Origin of the sequence: Halopseudomonas sp. Lyrl_26 (assembly GCF_051948695.1) — a bacterium.
In the GTDB taxonomy this organism is placed as follows: Bacteria; Pseudomonadota; Gammaproteobacteria; order Pseudomonadales; family Pseudomonadaceae; genus Halopseudomonas; species Halopseudomonas formosensis.
This window is the reverse complement of record NZ_JAYJLH010000005.1, coordinates 42,551-58,808: the sequence shown is the minus strand read 5'-3', so window position 1 is coordinate 58,808 and position 16,258 is coordinate 42,551. Positions and strand designations below refer to the sequence as shown.

15 protein-coding genes are annotated in these 16,258 nt (G+C 64.5%); 5 read left to right on the top strand and 10 right to left on the bottom strand.

Translation table 11 applies throughout. From position 1 onward, the window contains the following. Positions 1–26: 26 nt before the first annotated feature. Both sbcB and VF673_RS08475 read right to left on the bottom strand, forming a co-directional pair. Positions 27–1,478, bottom strand: coding sequence for an exodeoxyribonuclease I (gene sbcB, locus VF673_RS08480; RefSeq protein WP_440291602.1), 1,452 nt, complete (start codon positions 1,476–1,478; stop codon positions 27–29). A 78-nt stretch (positions 1,479–1,556) separates the two neighbouring features. After that, positions 1,557–1,958 carry a PilZ domain-containing protein gene (locus VF673_RS08475; RefSeq protein ID WP_440291601.1) on the bottom strand — a complete coding sequence of 134 codons (402 nt, stop codon included), beginning with the start codon at positions 1,956–1,958 and terminating at the stop codon, positions 1,557–1,559. Positions 1,959–2,206: 248 nt separating this feature from the next. Here VF673_RS08475 and VF673_RS08470 point away from each other — a divergent pair, with 248 nt between their 5' ends. Next, the gene (locus VF673_RS08470; RefSeq protein ID WP_440291600.1) at positions 2,207–3,142 is read left to right on the top strand and encodes a universal stress protein; all 936 of its coding nucleotides are present in this window, start codon (positions 2,207–2,209) and stop codon (positions 3,140–3,142) included. An 8-nt stretch (positions 3,143–3,150) separates the two neighbouring features. Here the strand turns inward: VF673_RS08470 and VF673_RS08465 are convergent, their stop codons facing one another. The 3 genes from VF673_RS08465 to edd are packed head-to-tail and all read right to left on the bottom strand — an operon-like array spanning position 3,151 to position 6,343. Next, positions 3,151–3,795 carry a bifunctional 4-hydroxy-2-oxoglutarate aldolase/2-dehydro-3-deoxy-phosphogluconate aldolase gene (locus tag VF673_RS08465; protein WP_407046223.1) on the bottom strand — a complete coding sequence of 215 codons (645 nt, stop codon included), beginning with the start codon at positions 3,793–3,795 and terminating at the stop codon, positions 3,151–3,153. Next, positions 3,792–4,514, bottom strand: coding sequence for a 6-phosphogluconolactonase (gene pgl, locus VF673_RS08460; RefSeq protein WP_440291599.1), 723 nt, complete (start codon positions 4,512–4,514; stop codon positions 3,792–3,794). Before pgl ends, VF673_RS08465 begins: the two co-directional genes overlap by 4 nt. Continuing rightward, positions 4,511–6,343 carry a phosphogluconate dehydratase gene (edd, locus tag VF673_RS08455; protein WP_440291598.1) on the bottom strand — a complete coding sequence of 611 codons (1,833 nt, stop codon included), beginning with the start codon at positions 6,341–6,343 and terminating at the stop codon, positions 4,511–4,513. Before edd ends, pgl begins: the two co-directional genes overlap by 4 nt. A 108-nt stretch (positions 6,344–6,451) precedes the next feature. Here edd and pyk point away from each other — a divergent pair, with 108 nt between their 5' ends. Continuing rightward, on the top strand, positions 6,452–7,903 hold the full coding sequence (gene pyk / locus VF673_RS08450; protein ID WP_090537652.1) for a pyruvate kinase: 1,452 nt from the start codon (positions 6,452–6,454) through the stop codon (positions 7,901–7,903). A 111-nt stretch (positions 7,904–8,014) separates the two neighbouring features. Here pyk and VF673_RS08445 read toward each other — a convergent pair whose 3' ends face one another. Next, positions 8,015–9,538: a fumarate hydratase gene (locus VF673_RS08445; protein WP_090537656.1), complete on the bottom strand. Its 1,524-nt coding sequence runs from the start codon at positions 9,536–9,538 to the stop codon at positions 8,015–8,017. Between the two features lie 257 nt (positions 9,539–9,795). Between VF673_RS08445 and VF673_RS08440 the strand changes: the two genes are divergently transcribed. Then, a complete protein-coding gene (locus tag VF673_RS08440; RefSeq protein ID WP_090537658.1) occupies positions 9,796–10,923 on the top strand; it encodes a GGDEF domain-containing protein in 1,128 nt (375 codons plus the stop codon). A 3-nt stretch (positions 10,924–10,926) separates the two neighbouring features. Here the strand turns inward: VF673_RS08440 and VF673_RS08435 are convergent, their stop codons facing one another. The 4 genes from VF673_RS08435 to VF673_RS08420 form a co-directional block, all read right to left on the bottom strand. After that, positions 10,927–12,084: a phospholipase D-like domain-containing protein gene (locus VF673_RS08435; protein WP_090537660.1), complete on the bottom strand. Its 1,158-nt coding sequence runs from the start codon at positions 12,082–12,084 to the stop codon at positions 10,927–10,929. Positions 12,085–12,255: 171 nt separating this feature from the next. After that, positions 12,256–12,855: an ACP phosphodiesterase gene (locus VF673_RS08430; protein WP_440291597.1), complete on the bottom strand. Its 600-nt coding sequence runs from the start codon at positions 12,853–12,855 to the stop codon at positions 12,256–12,258. Next, positions 12,855–13,802 carry an ATPase gene (locus VF673_RS08425; protein ID WP_440291596.1) on the bottom strand — a complete coding sequence of 316 codons (948 nt, stop codon included), beginning with the start codon at positions 13,800–13,802 and terminating at the stop codon, positions 12,855–12,857. The genes VF673_RS08430 and VF673_RS08425 overlap by 1 nt, the downstream gene beginning before the upstream one ends. A 61-nt stretch (positions 13,803–13,863) precedes the next feature. After that, the gene (locus VF673_RS08420; protein ID WP_440291595.1) at positions 13,864–14,760 is read right to left on the bottom strand and encodes a LysR family transcriptional regulator ArgP; all 897 of its coding nucleotides are present in this window, start codon (positions 14,758–14,760) and stop codon (positions 13,864–13,866) included. A gap of 144 nt (positions 14,761–14,904) precedes the next feature. Here VF673_RS08420 and VF673_RS08415 point away from each other — a divergent pair, with 144 nt between their 5' ends. Beyond that, entirely contained in the window at positions 14,905–15,468 is a 564-nt protein-coding gene (locus VF673_RS08415) for a LysE/ArgO family amino acid transporter (protein WP_440291745.1), read from the top strand. A gap of 162 nt (positions 15,469–15,630) precedes the next feature. Beyond that, the gene (sodB, locus tag VF673_RS08410) at positions 15,631–16,212 is read left to right on the top strand and encodes a superoxide dismutase [Fe] (RefSeq protein WP_090537668.1); all 582 of its coding nucleotides are present in this window, start codon (positions 15,631–15,633) and stop codon (positions 16,210–16,212) included. Positions 16,213–16,258: the final 46 nt, after the last annotated feature.

Genomic DNA, 16,258 nt, shown 5'->3' with positions numbered 1-16,258 from the left:
CTTTTCATGAGTTCATCACCGGGCCGTCATCGGCCACCAGGCAGCTGCAGTCGCGTTGCCAGCGCACGGGCATAGTGCTCCCATTGTTCAAGCAGTTGCCGCTGCCCCTCCGAGGCTTCCGGTAACAACCGTCGAATTTCTCCCATGAAGCTGTCGAGGGTGATGCCGGCGCCCGGCAACTGCCCACTCAATTTGCGACGACAGAACGCCAGCCACTGATGGGTTTCCTCGGCATTCAGCGACTCGGGGAAGTTTCTGGCACGGTAGCGCGGCAGCATGTCGACCAGACGCTGATCCTCAAGCGGCCAGCGGGTTCGGGCCAGTCCGACCCCATCGGTCTCGCGGATGGCCTCCAGCAGGCGGCGGTCCCGATCCGACATGAAGCCGTCATACAGCAGGGTTTCCGCCTCCACGTCCGGTTCGGCCGGGCCGGGTTGCTCACTGTAGATGGTATCCAGCCGGCCCTTGAGCCCCTCACGCCACTGCCCCAGCTGCTCGGCACGCGACAGCAGCAGCGGCATGTCCAGCTGCAGGCGCTCGATGTCCACGGGTCGCAGTACACGGGCTTCGGCCAGCACCGGGCACTTGTTGATATGTACCAGTTTGAGACCGGGACGCTGCTCACCCGGCGCCAGCTCCTCGGTGCGCGTGTACAGCCGCTGACGCAGCTGCTCCGGAGACAGTTCCTGGAGCATGTCCGGTGCGACAGCCAGATCCCAGACGATCAGCGCATTGCGATTGCGCGGGTGCCAGGCCAGGGGCAGGACCAGCGCCAGGCCGCTGCGCTCGCGACCGAAGCGACCGGAAACATGGACCAGCGGGCGCACCTGCTGAAGATCCACCAGGGCCGATACCCGATGCTTGTCGCGCAGCTGATAGAGGTAATCGTAGAGCCGCGGCTGGGCCTGCCGGAGCAACCGTGCCATGGCGATGGTGGCCCGTACGTCGGCCAGCGCATCGTGGGCCTGACCGTGGTCTATGCCGTTGGCAGCTGTCAGCAGCTCCAGCCGGAAGCTGGTGAAGCCGTCCTGCTGGGGCCACTCGATGCCCTCCGGGCGCAGGGCGTGGGCAGTGCGCAGCGCATCGAGCAGATCCCAGCGGCTGTTGCCCCCCTGCCATTCACGGGCATAGGGATCGAAATAGTTGCGATAGAGCGAGAAGCGGGTCATCTCGTCGTCGTAGCGCAGGCTGTTGTATCCGGCAGTGCAGGTGCCGGGCCTGGCCATCTGTTCATGCAGCAGGTGCATGAACCGGGCTTCCGGCAAACCGCGCTGGACCCGCGCCGGATCAATGCCGGTCACCAGGCAGGCCATGGGATGGGGCAGAACATCTTCAGCAAGACGGCAATCGATACACAGCGGCTCGTCTATCTCTTCCAGCTGCTCGTTGGTTCGCACCCCTGCTACCTGCAGCGGTCGATCCCGGCGCGGGTCGATGCCCGTTGCCTCGAAGTCATACCAGAAAATACTGTTACCCATGGTGTTTCCCCGTTCCGGTGGCAGAAGCGGGATTGCCGAGCTGCCGTGAAGCAAGGCAGGGTACCTCAGCGAAGCCGTTCAGGCATCCGGTTGGTGGGTAAATGTGAAATAGCGCTGCAGTGCAATGGACAGACCGGCGAACACCTGCGGGTCGCTGATCAGGGCGAACCCGGCATCATAATGCCCCGGCGTGAGATCCGGTCGGCACCAGCGGCTGTTGGCGCGAAACGGCAGCACGAACTCACCCTCGCCGCCCAGCGCCGGCAGATGCAGCTGCATGTCGTAGTCTTCGTCCAGCATCACCGGATAGGGGCTGATCAGCATGAACCCCTTGCAGGAGACGTTGGCCATGATTCCCATGAACTGGCCATCGAAACTGTTGAACACGCTCAGATAGGCATGCAATTGATGCCGCGGTATACCGCGCTCCAGCCGCTTGACGGCGTCCTGCGCCGTTCCCTGGAAGGTCATCCCGGACATAGCCCTTGCTCCGCAGAAATATGAACACACAGAATTGGCAGGGGCGTGGCGTCGGGCGTGACTGCGTGCTGGCGGCTCGTTCCCTGAACATCTGCATCAGGATAGCCCACCGCCCGTGCCAGTCCAATAAACGGTGGTCGGAAGATGGACGGCAGCTCGCCGGTTATTGATCTGGGTCAGCGCCGGTACCGAGGCAATTGACCTAGGCTGTCCTAATATCACTAGTGGACCAACAAGGGGCAGCGGGCATGAACATCCAGCACATCATGGTGGTTATCGATCCAACCAGTGAAAACGAGCAACCCTGCATGCGTCGGGCCGAGCAGCTGGCCGGCCACTATCGGCAGGCGCGCTTCACGTTGTTTGTCTGCGACTATATTCCAGAACTCGAGGGGGGGCTGCTGTTCAGCAACGACCTGCTGACCGAAGCGCGCAACAAGCTGCTCGGACACCGAGAGGAATATCTGGACCGGCTTGCCGCCCCCCTGCGCGCCCGCGGCCATATCGTCAATACCACTGCGGTGTGGGGCAAAAGGTTCGAGCGACATATCCTGCGCGCCGTGCATGAACAGCAGCCGGATATAGTGCTCAAGACCGGACAGCGTCACAGCCTGCTCAAGCGTCTGGTACTGAGCAACAGTGACTGGTTCCTGATCCGCTACTGTCCCGTACCGCTGTGGCTGGTCAAGCAGCCGGACGCCCCGCTGCAACACATTTGCGCCAGCGTCGACCCACTGCATGAGGCGGACAAGCCGGCGGCGCTGGATCACAAGATCCTCGACACCGCCCGCAAGCTCGCCGCTGAAGTCGGCGCCCGGCTGAGCGCGGCGCACTGCTACAACCCGCTGCCACACACCCTGGCCTTCGATACCGGCCTGGTAGCCGACTACGACGGCTATGCCGAGGATGTACGCCGCCAGCACGCCGATGCCTTCAACGCCTTTGCCAGTGCCAGCGCCCTGTCCGAGGAGCAGCAGCACCTGCTGACAGGCTACCCGGAGCAGGCGATTCCGCAATTTGCCGCCGATAAGGGAGTGAACCTGCTTGTCATGGGCGCCATATCCCGCTCACGTATCGAAAGTGCGCTGATCGGACACACCGCCGAGCGACTGCTGGAGGACGTGCCCTGCGACATGCTGATCATCAAGCCGGACGGCTTCGAGGATCCCTCACGCCCGGCCTGAGGCCGGGATCACCTGCGCCGGGGAACCTGCCGACACAGTCGGGTGATGGCCTGCCAGTCACCAGACTCGATCAGGTCCCGGGGCGCCATCCAGCTGCCACCGACGGCAACCACATTGTCCAGGGCCAGATAGTCCGGCAGGCGCTCCGGGCCTATGCCGCCGGTGGGACAGAAGCGAACATCATGGAAGGGGCCCGCCAGGGCCTTCAGCAGTTTTACGCCGCCACAGATCTCCGCCGGGAACAGCTTGAAGCAGCGATAGCCCAGACGGTAACCGCGCATGATCTCCGAAGCGGTGGCGACCCCCGGCAACAGCGGTACCGGACTGTCCAGCCCCAGCGCCAGCAGCTCATCCGTGGTCCCGGGGGTGACGATGAACCTCGCCCCGGCATCCAGCACCGACTGGAACTGCCTGGCATCCAGTACGGTGCCGGCCCCCACGCACAGCTGAGGGCGTTCGCTGGCCAGCAGACGAATGGCGCCCAGCCCGAGGGGGGTACGCAGGGTGACCTCCAGATTGGTGATGCCAGCGGCGGCCAGGGCGTCGGCCATGGGCAGGATGTCGCTTTCCCTGGTAATGCTCAGCACCGGCAGTATCGGCTGGCCGGCAAGGATGTCGTCCAGGACCCTGCTGTTTTCCAACAGTCTCATCAGTTTTCCAGAGCCCCGTCGGGGCTGTAGTAGATATCCATGGGCGGTTTGAGAAAGGCCTTGATCGGCATCCGCAGGGGGTCCTGCTCCTGCCAGGCGCTGACCAGGGTCCGCCGCTTTTCCTCTCCGGCGAGCACCAGCAACCGGGTTCCGGCGCTGTCGATGGCCCGTGCGGTCATGCTCAGCCGCGGTAGACGCCCACCCTCCGGCGGCACCGCCACACAGAGACGTTCCTGCGCCGGGTCAAGATACCCTGCCAGCTCGGGCAGGAAGGGGAACAGCGACGCGGTATGGCCGTCCTTGCCCATACCCAGCACCAGTACATCCAGCGGCAGCAGCGCGCGCAACATGCGGTCCATGGTGTCGGCATCCGCCTGCAGGCCTTCACCACGGTACATGGGGATCCAGCGAGCCTGCTGCAGGGCTCCCGGCATGCAGCGCAGCAACAGGCCGGCGTTGCTCTGTTCATCCTCGGCCGGTACCCAGCGTTCATCCACCAGCATGATGGTTACCTTCGACCAGTCCAGACCCGACTGTTCCAGCTGGCGCAGAAACAACTCGGGGCCCCGGCCGCCGGATAATGCCAGACTGGCCTCGCCCCGCTCCTCGATGGCCTGCTGCAACTCCCCGGCGATGCGCTCGGCCACCATCACTGCCTGAGTCCGCGCGCTATCCGCCTGGTACCAACCCAGCCCATGGTCCTGCAACAGCTGTTCGATCACAGCTCACCTCCGTCAGCCAGAATCAGACTGTCAGTAAAGCAGCTCGCCCCCTGCTCTGCCGGGCTGACCTGGCGCCTGGCGAAGCCGAACAGCTCGCGCCCCCAGCCGCGACGCACGCCATCCCCCACCGGGACCGGCGAGCGGGCATCCCACTCGGCGCTGTCCATCTGCACATCCAGCACGCCGGCACCGGCATCCAGCGCCAGTACGTCGCCGTCGCGCAACCGCGCCAGGGGGCCGCCGGCTTCGGCTTCCGGCGTCAGGTGGATGACCGCCGGCACCTTGCCCGAAGCCCCGGACATGCGCCCGTCGGTAACCAGCGCCACCCGCAATCCGCGATCCTGCAGCACACCGAGATAGGGCGTCAGCTTGTGCAGCTCAGGCATGCCATTGGCCGCCGGTCCCTGAAAACGCACCACGGCGATCATATCCTGGCGGAACTCGTTGTTCTCGAAGGCGGCAACAAAGGCCTGCTGGCTGTCGAAGATCCGGCACGGCGCCGTCACCTGCCAGTGTTCCGGCTGCACCGCCGAGAGCTTGATCACCCCACACCCCAGGTTGCCCCGGATCACCCGCAGCCCGCCATCGGCCCGGAACGGATCGCGCCAGCCGCGCAGCACAGTCCGGTCCAGACTCGCCGCCGGGCCATCGCGCCAGTGCAGCTGCCCCTGCTGCAACGCGGGTTCTCGTGCATAGCGCTCCAGTCCCGGACCGGCTACGGTCTCGACCTCGCTGTGCAGCAGACCGGCCTCCAGCAGCTGGGCGAACAGCCAGGCGCTGCCGCCGGCGGCCTGAAAATGATTCACGTCCGCCTGGCCATTGGGATAGATACGCGCCAGGGTAGGCACCACTTCCGACAGCAGGCCCATGTCATCCCAGTTCAGCTGCAGACCGGCACATTGCCCGATGGCGATCAGATGCAGGGTCAGGTTGGTGGAGCCGCCGGTGGCCAGCAGCATGACCAGCGCATTGACCAGCGCACGCTCATCGACGATACGGGCCAGGCTGCCCTGCCCGGTGCGCGCCAGCCGCGCAGCCTGTTCGGTTACCGCCACCGTCAGCGCCTCGCGCAGGGGAGTGCCGGGATTGACGAAGGAAGCCCCCGGCAACTGCAGCCCCATGGCCTCCAGCAGCAGCTGGTTGGTGTTGGCAGTGCCGTAGAAGGTACAGGTGCCCGGCGCGTGGTAGGCCTGGCTTTCGGCCTCCAGCAGCTCTTCCCGGCTGGCCAGTCCCTCGGCATAACGCTGGCGGACCTGCGCCTTGCGGTCATTGGGCAACCCGGAGGGCATGGGGCCGGCGGGGACAAACAGCACCGGCAGATGGCCGAAGCGCAGCGCGCCCATCAGCAGCCCCGGCACAATCTTGTCGCAGATCCCCAGGCACAGCGCAGCGTCATACATGTTGTGCGACAGGGCCACGGCGGTGGCCATCGCGATGACATCCCGACTGACCAGCGACAGCTCCATCCCCGGCTCGCCCTGGGTGATCCCGTCACACATCGCCGGCACCCCGCCGGCCACCTGGCCGGTCGCCCCCATACGTCGCAATATGCCGCGGATCTGCTCGGGGTAGCTTTCATAGGGCTGATGGGCCGAGAGCATGTCGTTATAGGCAGTGACGATGCCGATGTTGACCTCATCCGGCAGGCGCAGGCGCTGCTTGTCCTCCGCCGGACAGGCGGCCATGCCGTGGGCGAAATTGCTGCAGGACAGCGCCCGGCGCCCCCGCGGCAGCGCGGCAGCCTCGTCCATCTGCTGCAGATAGGCCGCACGGGACCTGCTGCTGCGCTGGCGCAGCCGCTCGGTTACCTCTATCACCCGGGGGTGCATAAGCCTCCTCCTGAAAACCAGATACTGACCCGGCGGTCTCCCGCCTGTCATCAACAACGGATATCATCTATTGTAAGCCATTGATATATCACTGAAGGGAAAACCAAGATGACCCTGCGTCGTACCAAGATCGTCGCCACCCTCGGCCCCGCCAGCAGCTCAGCGGAACGCATCGAGGCCCTGATCCGGGCAGGCATGAACGTAGCCCGGCTCAATTTCTCCCACGGCACCCATGACGAGCATCGGGAGCGAGCGCGCCTGGTAAGGGAGATTGCCGCCAATCTGGGTGTGCACGTGGCACTGCTGGGCGACCTGCAGGGACCCAAGATCCGCATCGCCCGCTTCAAGGAAGGCAAGATCCATCTCGAGGTCGGCGACCGCTTCCGCCTCTCCACCACCCACCCGCTGGATGAAGGCACCCAGGAAGTGGTCGGCATCGACTACCCTGCCCTGGTGACCGACTGCCGCCCGGGGGACGAGCTGCTGCTCGATGACGGCCGCATCGTGCTGGTGATCGACGCCATCGCCCGGGGCGAGGCCATCTGCACCGTTACCGCCGGCGGCTACCTGTCCAACCACAAGGGCATCAACCGCCGTGGCGGCGGTCTCTCCGCCTCAGCGCTGACCGACAAGGATCGTGCCGACATAGTGCTGGCCGCCGAGCTGGAGATGGAATACGTGGCGGTGTCCTTCCCCCGGGATGCCCGGGATATGGACCTGGCGCGCAAGCTGCTGCGCGACGCCGAGTCCCAGGCCTGGCTGGTGGCCAAGATCGAACGCGCCGAGGCCGTGGCCGATGAAGCGGCTCTCGATGGCCTGATCGATGCCAGCGATGCCGTCATGGTCGCCCGCGGCGATCTGGGTGTGGAGATTGGTGATGCGGAGCTGGTCGGCATCCAGAAAACCATCATTGCCCACGCCCGGCGCAAGAACAAGACGGTGATCACCGCCACCCAGATGATGGAGTCGATGATCAACAGTCCGCTGCCGACCCGTGCCGAGGTCTCCGACGTCGCCAACGCGGCGCTGGATAATACCGACGCAGTGATGCTGTCCGGTGAAACTGCCGCCGGGGACTTCCCGGTGGAAGCGGTGGCCGCCATGCACCGGGTATGTCTGGGCGCGGAAAAGCACCCGACCAGCCAGCGCTCCGGTCACCGTCTGCACATGTCCTTCGAGCGCTGCGACGAGACCATAGCGCTGTCGGCGATGTACGCGGCGAACCACTTCCCCGGGGTAACGGCGGTGATCTCCCTGACCGAAAGCGGTTACACCCCGCTGATCATGTCCCGCATCCGCTCGCACCTGCCGATCTTCGCCCTGTCGCCCAACCGGCAGACACTCGGCCGGGTGTCACTGATGCGCGGCGTGCACAGCATCGAGTTCAACCCCGCCCACCTGCCCTCGAGCGACGTCAACCAGCGTGCCGTAGAAGCGCTTCTGCAGCGGGGCCACGTCAAGCCGGGAGACTGGGTGATCATCACCAAGGGCGACGTGTACAACTCCCGTGGGGGCACCAACTCGATGAAGCTGCTGCAGGTGAGTGAACAGATAGTCTGATAACTCGAGATTGCTGGATGCGTGCTTGCGTGTTATGTGCACTCACATACCGAATTGCAGCAACAGAAAACCCGGCACAAGGCCGGGTTTTCTGTTGCTGGCTACAGCGGTTTACTGCACTTCCACCGCCAGACTTTCGGCAATCTTCTTCTGCCAGATCTGCGGACCGGTGATGTGTACCGACTCACCACTGCTGTCCACCGCAACGGTGACCGGCATGTCCTGAACCTCGAACTCGTAGATCGCTTCCATACCCAGATCCGCAAAGGCAACCACCTCGGCCTTCTTCACCGCCTGGGCGACGAGGTAGGCAGCGCCGCCCACGGCCATCAGGTAGACCGCCTTGTGATCACGGATGGCATCGATGGCAATCGGGCCACGCTCGGACTTGCCGATCATGCCCAGCAGACCGGTCTGCTCCAGGATCTGGCGGGTGAACTTGTCCATGCGGGTCGCGGTGGTCGGACCGGCCGGACCTACCGCCTCGTCACGCACCGGATCAACCGGACCCACGTAGTAGATGACCCGGCCCTTCAGATCCACCGGCAGCTGCTCGCCCTTGTTCAGCATGTCGACCATGCGCTTGTGCGCCGCGTCACGGCCGGTCAGCATCTTGCCCGACAGCAGCACGGTCTCGCCGGTCTTCCAGGTCTGCACTTCCTCGGGGGTCAGGGTGTCCAGGTTGACACGGCGAACGCCACTGCCCACTTCCCAGGTGATATCCGGGTAGGCATCCATGGGCGGCGGAGTCAGCGCGGCCGGGCCACTGCCATCCAGCACGAAGTGGGCGTGGCGGGTAGCGGCGCAGTTGGGGATCATGCACACCGGCAGACTGGCAGCATGGGTCGGGTAATCCTTGATCTTGATGTCCAGCACCGTGGTCAGACCACCCAGGCCCTGGGCGCCGATACCCAGTGCGTTGACCTTGTCCATGATCTCCAGACGCAGTTCCTCGACCCGATTCTGCGGGCCGCGCTGGCGCAGCTCGTGGATATCGATCGGATCCATCAGGGATTCCTTGGCCAGCACAGCCGCCTTCTCGGCGGTACCGCCGATACCTATCCCCAGCATGCCCGGCGGGCACCAGCCGGCACCCATGGTCGGAACGGTCTGTACCACCCAGTCGACAATGGAGTCGGAGGGGTTGAGCATGACCATCTTCGACTTGTTCTCCGAACCGCCGCCCTTGGCCGCAACGTGGAACTCGATGGTGTTGCCCGGTACCACCTGGTAGTGGATCACCGCCGGGGTATTGTCCTTGGTGTTGGTACGCTTGCCCGCCGGATCGGCCAGGATGGAGGCACGCAGCACGTTTTCCGGAAGCTGGTAGGCACGGCGCACCCCTTCGTTGATCATGTCGTCCAGGCTCATGGTGGCGCCATCCCAGCGCACATCCATACCCACCTTGGCGAAGACGGTGACGATACCGGTGTCCTGACAGATGGGGCGGTGGCCGGTAGCGCACATGCGCGAGTTGATCAGAATCTGGGCCATGGCATCCCGTGCCGCCGGGGATTCTTCCCGCAAATAGGCCTGGTGCACCGCCTGAATGAAATCAACCGGATGGTAGTAGGAGATATATTGCAGCGCATCGGCGACGCTCTGGATCACATCATCTTGCTTGATAACCGCCATTCTCGGACAGGCTCCTCTATAGACTGACTGACCGCAGGACTACCGGTACCACAGGCGGGGGCGGCCAGATTCACGGAATGCTCGGGTCGAGGCACGGGTGCCGACCCATGAAAGCAGGCGACAGAGTATACCTGAGCGGACGGGCCAGCGAGAGCAATACGACCAATTGAGTGGCACTATCGTGCTATAAGGGACTGGGCAAGCGGCAACATAAAGATTAGAGTGATATCAACGAGCCATCATACAAGGACAACAAGGTGAATGATTCGGAGCGCAAACAGCAGGACCGCTTCCAGGCCCTTCGCCTGCAACGCTTCTATCTAGCCCAATCGACCTACATGATCGCCTACGTGGTGATCGCCGTGACCTGGGCCACCGGGCATTACCTGGGCAGCAATGCCATGGCGCTGAGTCACTATGCGCTGGGCTTCATCACCCAGTTCACCTTCTTTCTGATATTCAAGACCGGCCTCAACCTGCGCTTTCGCGACCCCAGCCTGACCAGCCCGCAGATCATAGTGGCACTGCTGCTGCAGACCTATCTGCTGGCCCTGGTCGGCGAGATCCGCGGCACCATCATGGTCGCCTACTGCCTGATCCTGCTGTTCGGCGTGTTCCAGATGAGCCGCACCGCCTACCTGATCCACGCTGCGCTGGCGCTGGTCTGCTATGCCAGCCTGATCGTCATCAACCAGTATCTGGGCATCTACCCCCAGAGCCTTACCGTGGCCCTGCTGGAATGGTTCATCCTGGCCTGCTTCCTGCTCTGGCTGATCATCCTCGGCAGCTATATCCGCGCCCTGCGCGAGCGGCTGCAGCAGCGCCACAGCACGCTCCAGCAGCACCAGCAGACGCTGCGCAGCATGATGGATCAGCTGCAGAACCTGGCCACCACCGATGCCCTCACCGACCTGCCCAACCGCCGTTACTTCATCGAGGAAGCCCAGCGGCGCAACACCCTGCTCAGCCGCGGCCAGACCCTGGGGCTGGCTCTGATCGACCTGGATCACTTCAAGCGCATCAACGATCTCTACGGCCATGCCGCCGGAGATCAGGTGCTGCAGGAGTTCGCCCGCATAGCCCGCTCCAATCTGCGGGGCAACGACATAGTCGCCCGCTTCGGTGGGGAGGAATTCGTGCTGTTGCTGGACAATTGCGACCTGGCGACCCTGCATCACTGCGTCGAGCGCATACGCCAGGGGCTGGCTACCCATCCCTTCAGCGCCCTGCCCGAGGGCGTGCGCTGCACCATGTCCGCCGGCATCTGCCTGATCCATCCCGAGGACGATCTGGAGTGGCGCATCAGCCAGGCGGACGAGGCGCTTTATCAGGCCAAGGCCGAAGGACGCAACCGTACCTGCGCCCATGAGCAAGCCTACGCCTGAGGATCAGCGTATCCCCAGCCAGACCATGGCGCTGCGGCTGATGCCGCCCCACAGGCGGATCTTGAGCCTGTGGGCCCAGCTCAGCTCTCGCCAGTCCTGCAGCGTCCATTCCCGGGACTCGGCGAAATCGGTTGCAAAGCTCTCCTCGACGGTGCGGGTCATGCCACTGTCGATGATGTTCTGATTGGCTTCCAGGTTCCAGTGCAGGGTCCAGCGGTCGAAGTTGGCAGAGCCCAGACTGACCCAGTCATCCACCAGCACCGTTTTGAGATGCAGAAAGCGCGGCTGATACTCGAAGATTCGCACGCCCGCCATCAGCAGTCGTCGATAATAGCGTTGGCCGGCATAGCGTACCGGGGGATGGTCGGTGATCTCCCCGCACAGCAGCAGCCGGACATCCACCCCACGCCGGGCGGCCCGCATCAGTGATCGGCGTATGCGCCAGCCGGGCACGAAATAGGGTGTGGCCAGCCAGACCTTGTGCTCGGCCCGGGCGATGCTGCTCAGCAGTGCCTGCACCAGTTCCCGGTGGGTGCGGCCATCGGTCAGGGAGACCCGCGCGAGCCCCTCGGAGCCTTCGGGACGGGGCGGTATGCGCACCCTGTGCAGCTGCGCCGGAGGTCGTCCCCGTCGCCGGTGGGTGGCATCCCACTGGTGCTGGAACACCGTAACCCAGTCAGCCACCACAGGCCCCTCCACGCGGAGCATCTGCTCATGCCAGAGACAGTGGCCGGCCTCATCCGGAATGCAGAAATCATCGGTGAAGCCGGTACCACCGATGAACGCGACCTGATCGTCAACGAGGATGAGCTTGCGGTGATCGCGGTGCAGATTGGCCCGCCCGCCCCAGAGGTTGAGCGGGTTGTAGAAACGCAGCTCGACCCCGCTCTCGCGCAAGCGCTGGCGGTCCTCCTCACCCAGGTCCCGGCTGCCCGCCCCATCGAACAGACAGCGTACCCGCACGCCCCTGGCCGCCGCTGCGGCGAGGATCGCGAAGACCCGGTTGAAGCTCTGCCCCGACTCCACCAGATAGAGTTCGATATCGATGGTCTGCTGCGCCTGCTCCATGGCCTGGATCAACTGCGGAAAGAAACAGTGGCCATCCACCATGAGTTCGAAGCGGTTGTTTTCCCGCCAGGGGTAATAGGGGGCTGCCGCCATGCATACCTCGGGAAGCCGGTCATCATCTTGGGTGTACAGCGGACCGGTCGCCGAACGGTTCACTGCGTCTTGAGCATAGCAGGCGCTGCGCCGGGCCTTCGGGGCCGGTGCCCGCCTGCGGGCGACAAGCGCCGCTCTTCAGAAGACCGGCCCCGGGGGTCTCGGTTCCTTCTACGCAGGCGTTATCAGGCCGCGAGACTCGGCCGTGGCGAAGGTGATCACCTCCGGCATGAACTGCAGGAAGTCCTGCTCAAAGCTCCGGTAATCGCCCTCAAGCTCCTCCACCGCCCCCACCAGCGGGTTGCCGGGACGCAGACGCCGGGCCATATTGTTCAGCGCCAGGTGCAGGTTATCCAGCCGGGCATAGCTGCCCAGCCAGTCCTCTGTCGCCATGCGCACCAGAACCTGCCGAGCCCGGTCGGGCATCAGCGTCTGCTGGTCCAGCACCGCCTGATACATTCGTGCGGTGAAACTGGCCAGGGACTGATCGGAGAAGCGCTCCCAGTGCAGCACCAGCAGGTGGTCGTAGAACATGTCGACCATGATGCCGGCGTAGCGCCGGCGCTGGTCGCTGACCCGGGCCTTGCTGCGCAGCACCAACGGATGGCGATCGGTGAAGGCGTCGATGCGACGGTGCAGCCAGATGCCCTGACGCACCGGCTCGGGCAAGGTCATGGACGCCACCGGCCCCTTGATGAAATCACCGAGCAGCCCGCCCAGCGCCAGCTGGGGATGATCCGGCCCCAGCCGCAGGTGCGCGAGATAGTTCATCAGCGCTGGTTGATCTGCTGCTGCAGACCGGCAAGCTGGTCACGCACCGTGGAAATGGTGCGATTGGTCTGCAGGCGGAAACTGTCGATGGACTGCAGCGCCTCCTCCATGGCCATCAGCCGGTTATCCAGCTCGCTGCGCAGCACCAGCAGCTCCTGCTCCATGCCCGGAGCGGACGCGGCCTGGCGCAACGCCTGCAGCTCCCCCTGCTGGCGGGCAAGCTGGGTTTGAGCTTCAGCCAGCTGCTGCTCGAGGCGGGCCAAACCCTGGACCGGCTCGCTGAGCGCAGTCAACTCGGCGCGCAGCTTCTGTTGATCCCGGGCGGCGCTCTCGAGCTGGCCGGAGGCGTCGTTCAGCGTCTGTTGCTGCTGGGCAAGCTGCTGCTCCAGCTGCCCCAGCTGCTCGGCAAGGTCGGCAAGCTGACGTGCCTGGCTTTCACCGGACTGCTGCAGGGGCGCCAGCCGGCTGCGCAGCCCCTCGAGTCCCTGCCCATGCTGCTGAAGGGTCTGCTGCTGCTCCTGCTGGCGGGTGGCCAGCTGCTCCATCCGCTGCTCCAGCTGGTTGATCTGCCGCAGACGCTCCTGCTCGGTCTGACTCAGGGTGGATTCGGTGGCGATGACCTTGCCGCTGATATCCTGCAGCCGGCCTGCCGCGTCCTCGCTGATCCGGGCAAAACTTTCCTGGGTGGCTACCAGCTGTCGCTGCAGCCGGCTCTGCTGCTCATGGCTCCAGTAACCGAGTCCGATAAAGGCCAGCAGCAGGCTGATGCACACCGCCCACAGCAACCCGTTACCGGAGCGCCGCGGCGCCGGCTCCCGCACTGCCCTGACCAATGGCGGCTCTACCGCCTCGGCCGGACGCCCCGTACCCGGAGCAGCGACCCGATCGTCATCCGTGGCACGGATGTCCGGCAGCTTGCCATCGAAATCATCACGCATGAGTACCATCTACCTCCGTTTTCGCAGCCCGTATTCTGCGCGCTGAACCTGACCCTGGCCAGCCCCGGCCTCAACCGTCAATCGGGCCCAGCCAGCGCGGCGCCTGTTCAAGCAGTTGCCGGGTCAGCAGCTCCAGCAGCTGCCCGCCGTTGCGCCAGTAGTGCCAATGCAAAGGCACATCCACATGGCAACCGGGGATCAGCTCGCGCAACTGCCCCGCCGCCAGGGCGTCCCGCGCCTGCAATGCCGGCACCATGCCCCAGCCCATACCCGCGCCTATCATTCTCACGAAACCCTCGGACGAGGGGCACAGGTGGTGGGGAAAATCGACCGCGAGCCCGGCAAGGGCCAGGAAGCGATGCTGCAGCTGATCATCGGGACCGAATACCACCGCCGGGGCCCTCGCCAAGGCCCGGGCGGACACGCCCTCGGCAAAGTGCCGACGAATGAAACCATCACTGGCGACCGCCAGGTAGCGCATGGCCCCGAGTGGCACCGAGCGGGCACCGGCCACCGGACGCTCGGCGGCGCAGACACAACCGATCACCTCCCCGGCGCGCATGCGGCGCAGCCCCACATCCTGATCCTCCACCAGAAGCTCCAGCAGCAGTGCCTGCTGGCGGCACAGATCGGCCACCGCCGGCGCCCACCAGGTGGCCAGACTGTCAGCATTGAGCGCAAGGCGCAGTCGGGGCAGCGGCGCTTCCCCTTCCTGCATGGGCACCTCGCGCTGCAGCTCACGCTCGAGCATCCTCACCTGCTGCACATGGTTGAGCAACCGCTTCCCGGTATCGGTCGGCGTAGGCGGGGTTGCCCGCAGCAGTACCGGAGCGCCGACCCGCGCCTCGAGCAATTTGACACGCTGGGATACCGCCGATTGGGACAGGCCAAGCGCTCGGGCCGCTCGCTCGAACCCGCCCTGCTCCACCACGGCCGCCAGGGCCTGCAGCAATTTGTAGTCCAGCATCAGATTACCTTATACCCCATTAGCAATATCGACTTTCCTTATACCGGTGCCAGGGCCAGACTACCAGCCCACCCCTTCGGAGTTCTCGCCTTGTCGTACTACACCAGTTTTTTCAATGGACTGCTGGTCGCTGCCGGATTGATCATGGCCATAGGCGCGCAAAACGCCTTCGTGCTGGGCCAGAGTCTGAAACGCGAACACCATCTGAGCGTGGCCCTGATCTGCATGCTGTGTGATGCCATTCTGATCACCGCCGGGGTCTTCGGGCTGGCCACGCTGATCGAGCAGCATCCGCTGGTCATGGAAATTGCCCGCTGGGGTGGCATCCTGTTTCTGCTCGGCTACGCCCTGCTGGCGATCCGCCGGGCCCTCGGCGAGCAGACGCTCCAGAGCGAGGCTGCGGTCCAGCCCCGACGCACCCGGCAAGCCGTCATTCTGGCGACCCTTGCCATCACCCTGCTCAATCCCCATGTCTATCTGGATACCGTGATACTGATCGGCTCGGTGGGCGCCCAGCAGTCCTGGCCGATCTGGTTCGCCGCCGGCGCCGCCAGTGCCTCGATGCTGTGGTTCTTCAGTCTGGCGATCGGCGGCGCCCGGCTCGCACCACTGCTGAGCCGACCTGTCACCTGGCGGGTAATAGATCTGCTGGTCGCCGCCATGATGCTGAGAGTGGCCTGGACGCTGGCCGCCCCTGTCTGGAGCTGATGCGCACTCGCCAGAATAGAGCGCCCGGCTTGGTCAGTTGCGGTACGGAATGCTATGATCTTCCAGCTAATAAACAGGGGCTGGCCAGCACCACGGCCGCACCAGCAGGCGCACGATCCGGCCTGTCTCGATCGCCCCATAACCCTGAAATGGAGAGAGACCATGCCTTTCGAACTTCCCCCGCTTCCCTACGCTCAGGACGCCCTGCAGCCGCACATCTCCGCTGAGACCCTGGAGTACCACTACGGCAAGCACCACAACACCTACGTGGTCAACCTGAACAACCTGATCGCAGGCACCGAGTACGAAGGCAAGAGCCTGGAAGAGATCATCAAGACCTCCAGCGGCGGCCTGTTCAACAACGCTGCCCAGGTGTGGAACCACACCTTCTACTGGAACTGCCTGAGCCCCAACGGCGGCGGCGAGCCCACCGGCGAGCTGGCCGAAGCCATCAACAAGGCCTTCGGTTCCTTCGAAGCCTTCAAGGAAGAGTTCAGCAAGGTTTCCATCGGCACCTTCGGTTCCGGCTGGGGCTGGCTGGTGAAAAAGGCTGACGGCTCCCTGGCCCTGGCCAGCACCATCGGTGCCGGCAACCCGATCACCTCCGGTGACACCCCGCTGCTGACCTGCGACGTCTGGGAACACGCCTACTACATCGACTACCGCAACGCCCGTCCGAAATACGTCGAGGCGTTCTGGAATCTGGTCAACTGGGACTTCGTGGCGAAGAACTTCGCTGCCTGATCCCCGCGTTGCAAGACAGACACCCCGCCTCGGCGGGGTGTCTGCA

What these genes read in the sequence shown, in the direction of transcription:
- sbcB (WP_440291602.1), bottom strand. Translation starts at nt 1,478, where the DNA reads ATGGGTAACAGTATTTTCTGGTATGACTTCGAGGCAACGGGCATCGAC.
- VF673_RS08415 (WP_440291745.1), top strand. Translation starts at nt 14,905, where the DNA reads ATGGCCATAGGCGCGCAAAACGCCTTCGTGCTGGGCCAGAGTCTGAAA.
- VF673_RS08420 (WP_440291595.1), bottom strand. Translation starts at nt 14,760, where the DNA reads ATGCTGGACTACAAATTGCTGCAGGCCCTGGCGGCCGTGGTGGAGCAG.
- sodB (WP_090537668.1), top strand. Translation starts at nt 15,631, where the DNA reads ATGCCTTTCGAACTTCCCCCGCTTCCCTACGCTCAGGACGCCCTGCAG.
- pyk (WP_090537652.1), top strand. Translation starts at nt 6,452, where the DNA reads ATGACCCTGCGTCGTACCAAGATCGTCGCCACCCTCGGCCCCGCCAGC.
- VF673_RS08435 (WP_090537660.1), bottom strand. Translation starts at nt 12,084, where the DNA reads ATGGCGGCAGCCCCCTATTACCCCTGGCGGGAAAACAACCGCTTCGAA.
- VF673_RS08470 (WP_440291600.1), top strand. Translation starts at nt 2,207, where the DNA reads ATGAACATCCAGCACATCATGGTGGTTATCGATCCAACCAGTGAAAAC.
- VF673_RS08475 (WP_440291601.1), bottom strand. Translation starts at nt 1,958, where the DNA reads ATGTCCGGGATGACCTTCCAGGGAACGGCGCAGGACGCCGTCAAGCGG.
- edd (WP_440291598.1), bottom strand. Translation starts at nt 6,343, where the DNA reads ATGCACCCCCGGGTGATAGAGGTAACCGAGCGGCTGCGCCAGCGCAGC.
- VF673_RS08445 (WP_090537656.1), bottom strand. Translation starts at nt 9,538, where the DNA reads ATGGCGGTTATCAAGCAAGATGATGTGATCCAGAGCGTCGCCGATGCG.
- VF673_RS08430 (WP_440291597.1), bottom strand. Translation starts at nt 12,855, where the DNA reads ATGAACTATCTCGCGCACCTGCGGCTGGGGCCGGATCATCCCCAGCTG.
- VF673_RS08425 (WP_440291596.1), bottom strand. Translation starts at nt 13,802, where the DNA reads ATGGTACTCATGCGTGATGATTTCGATGGCAAGCTGCCGGACATCCGT.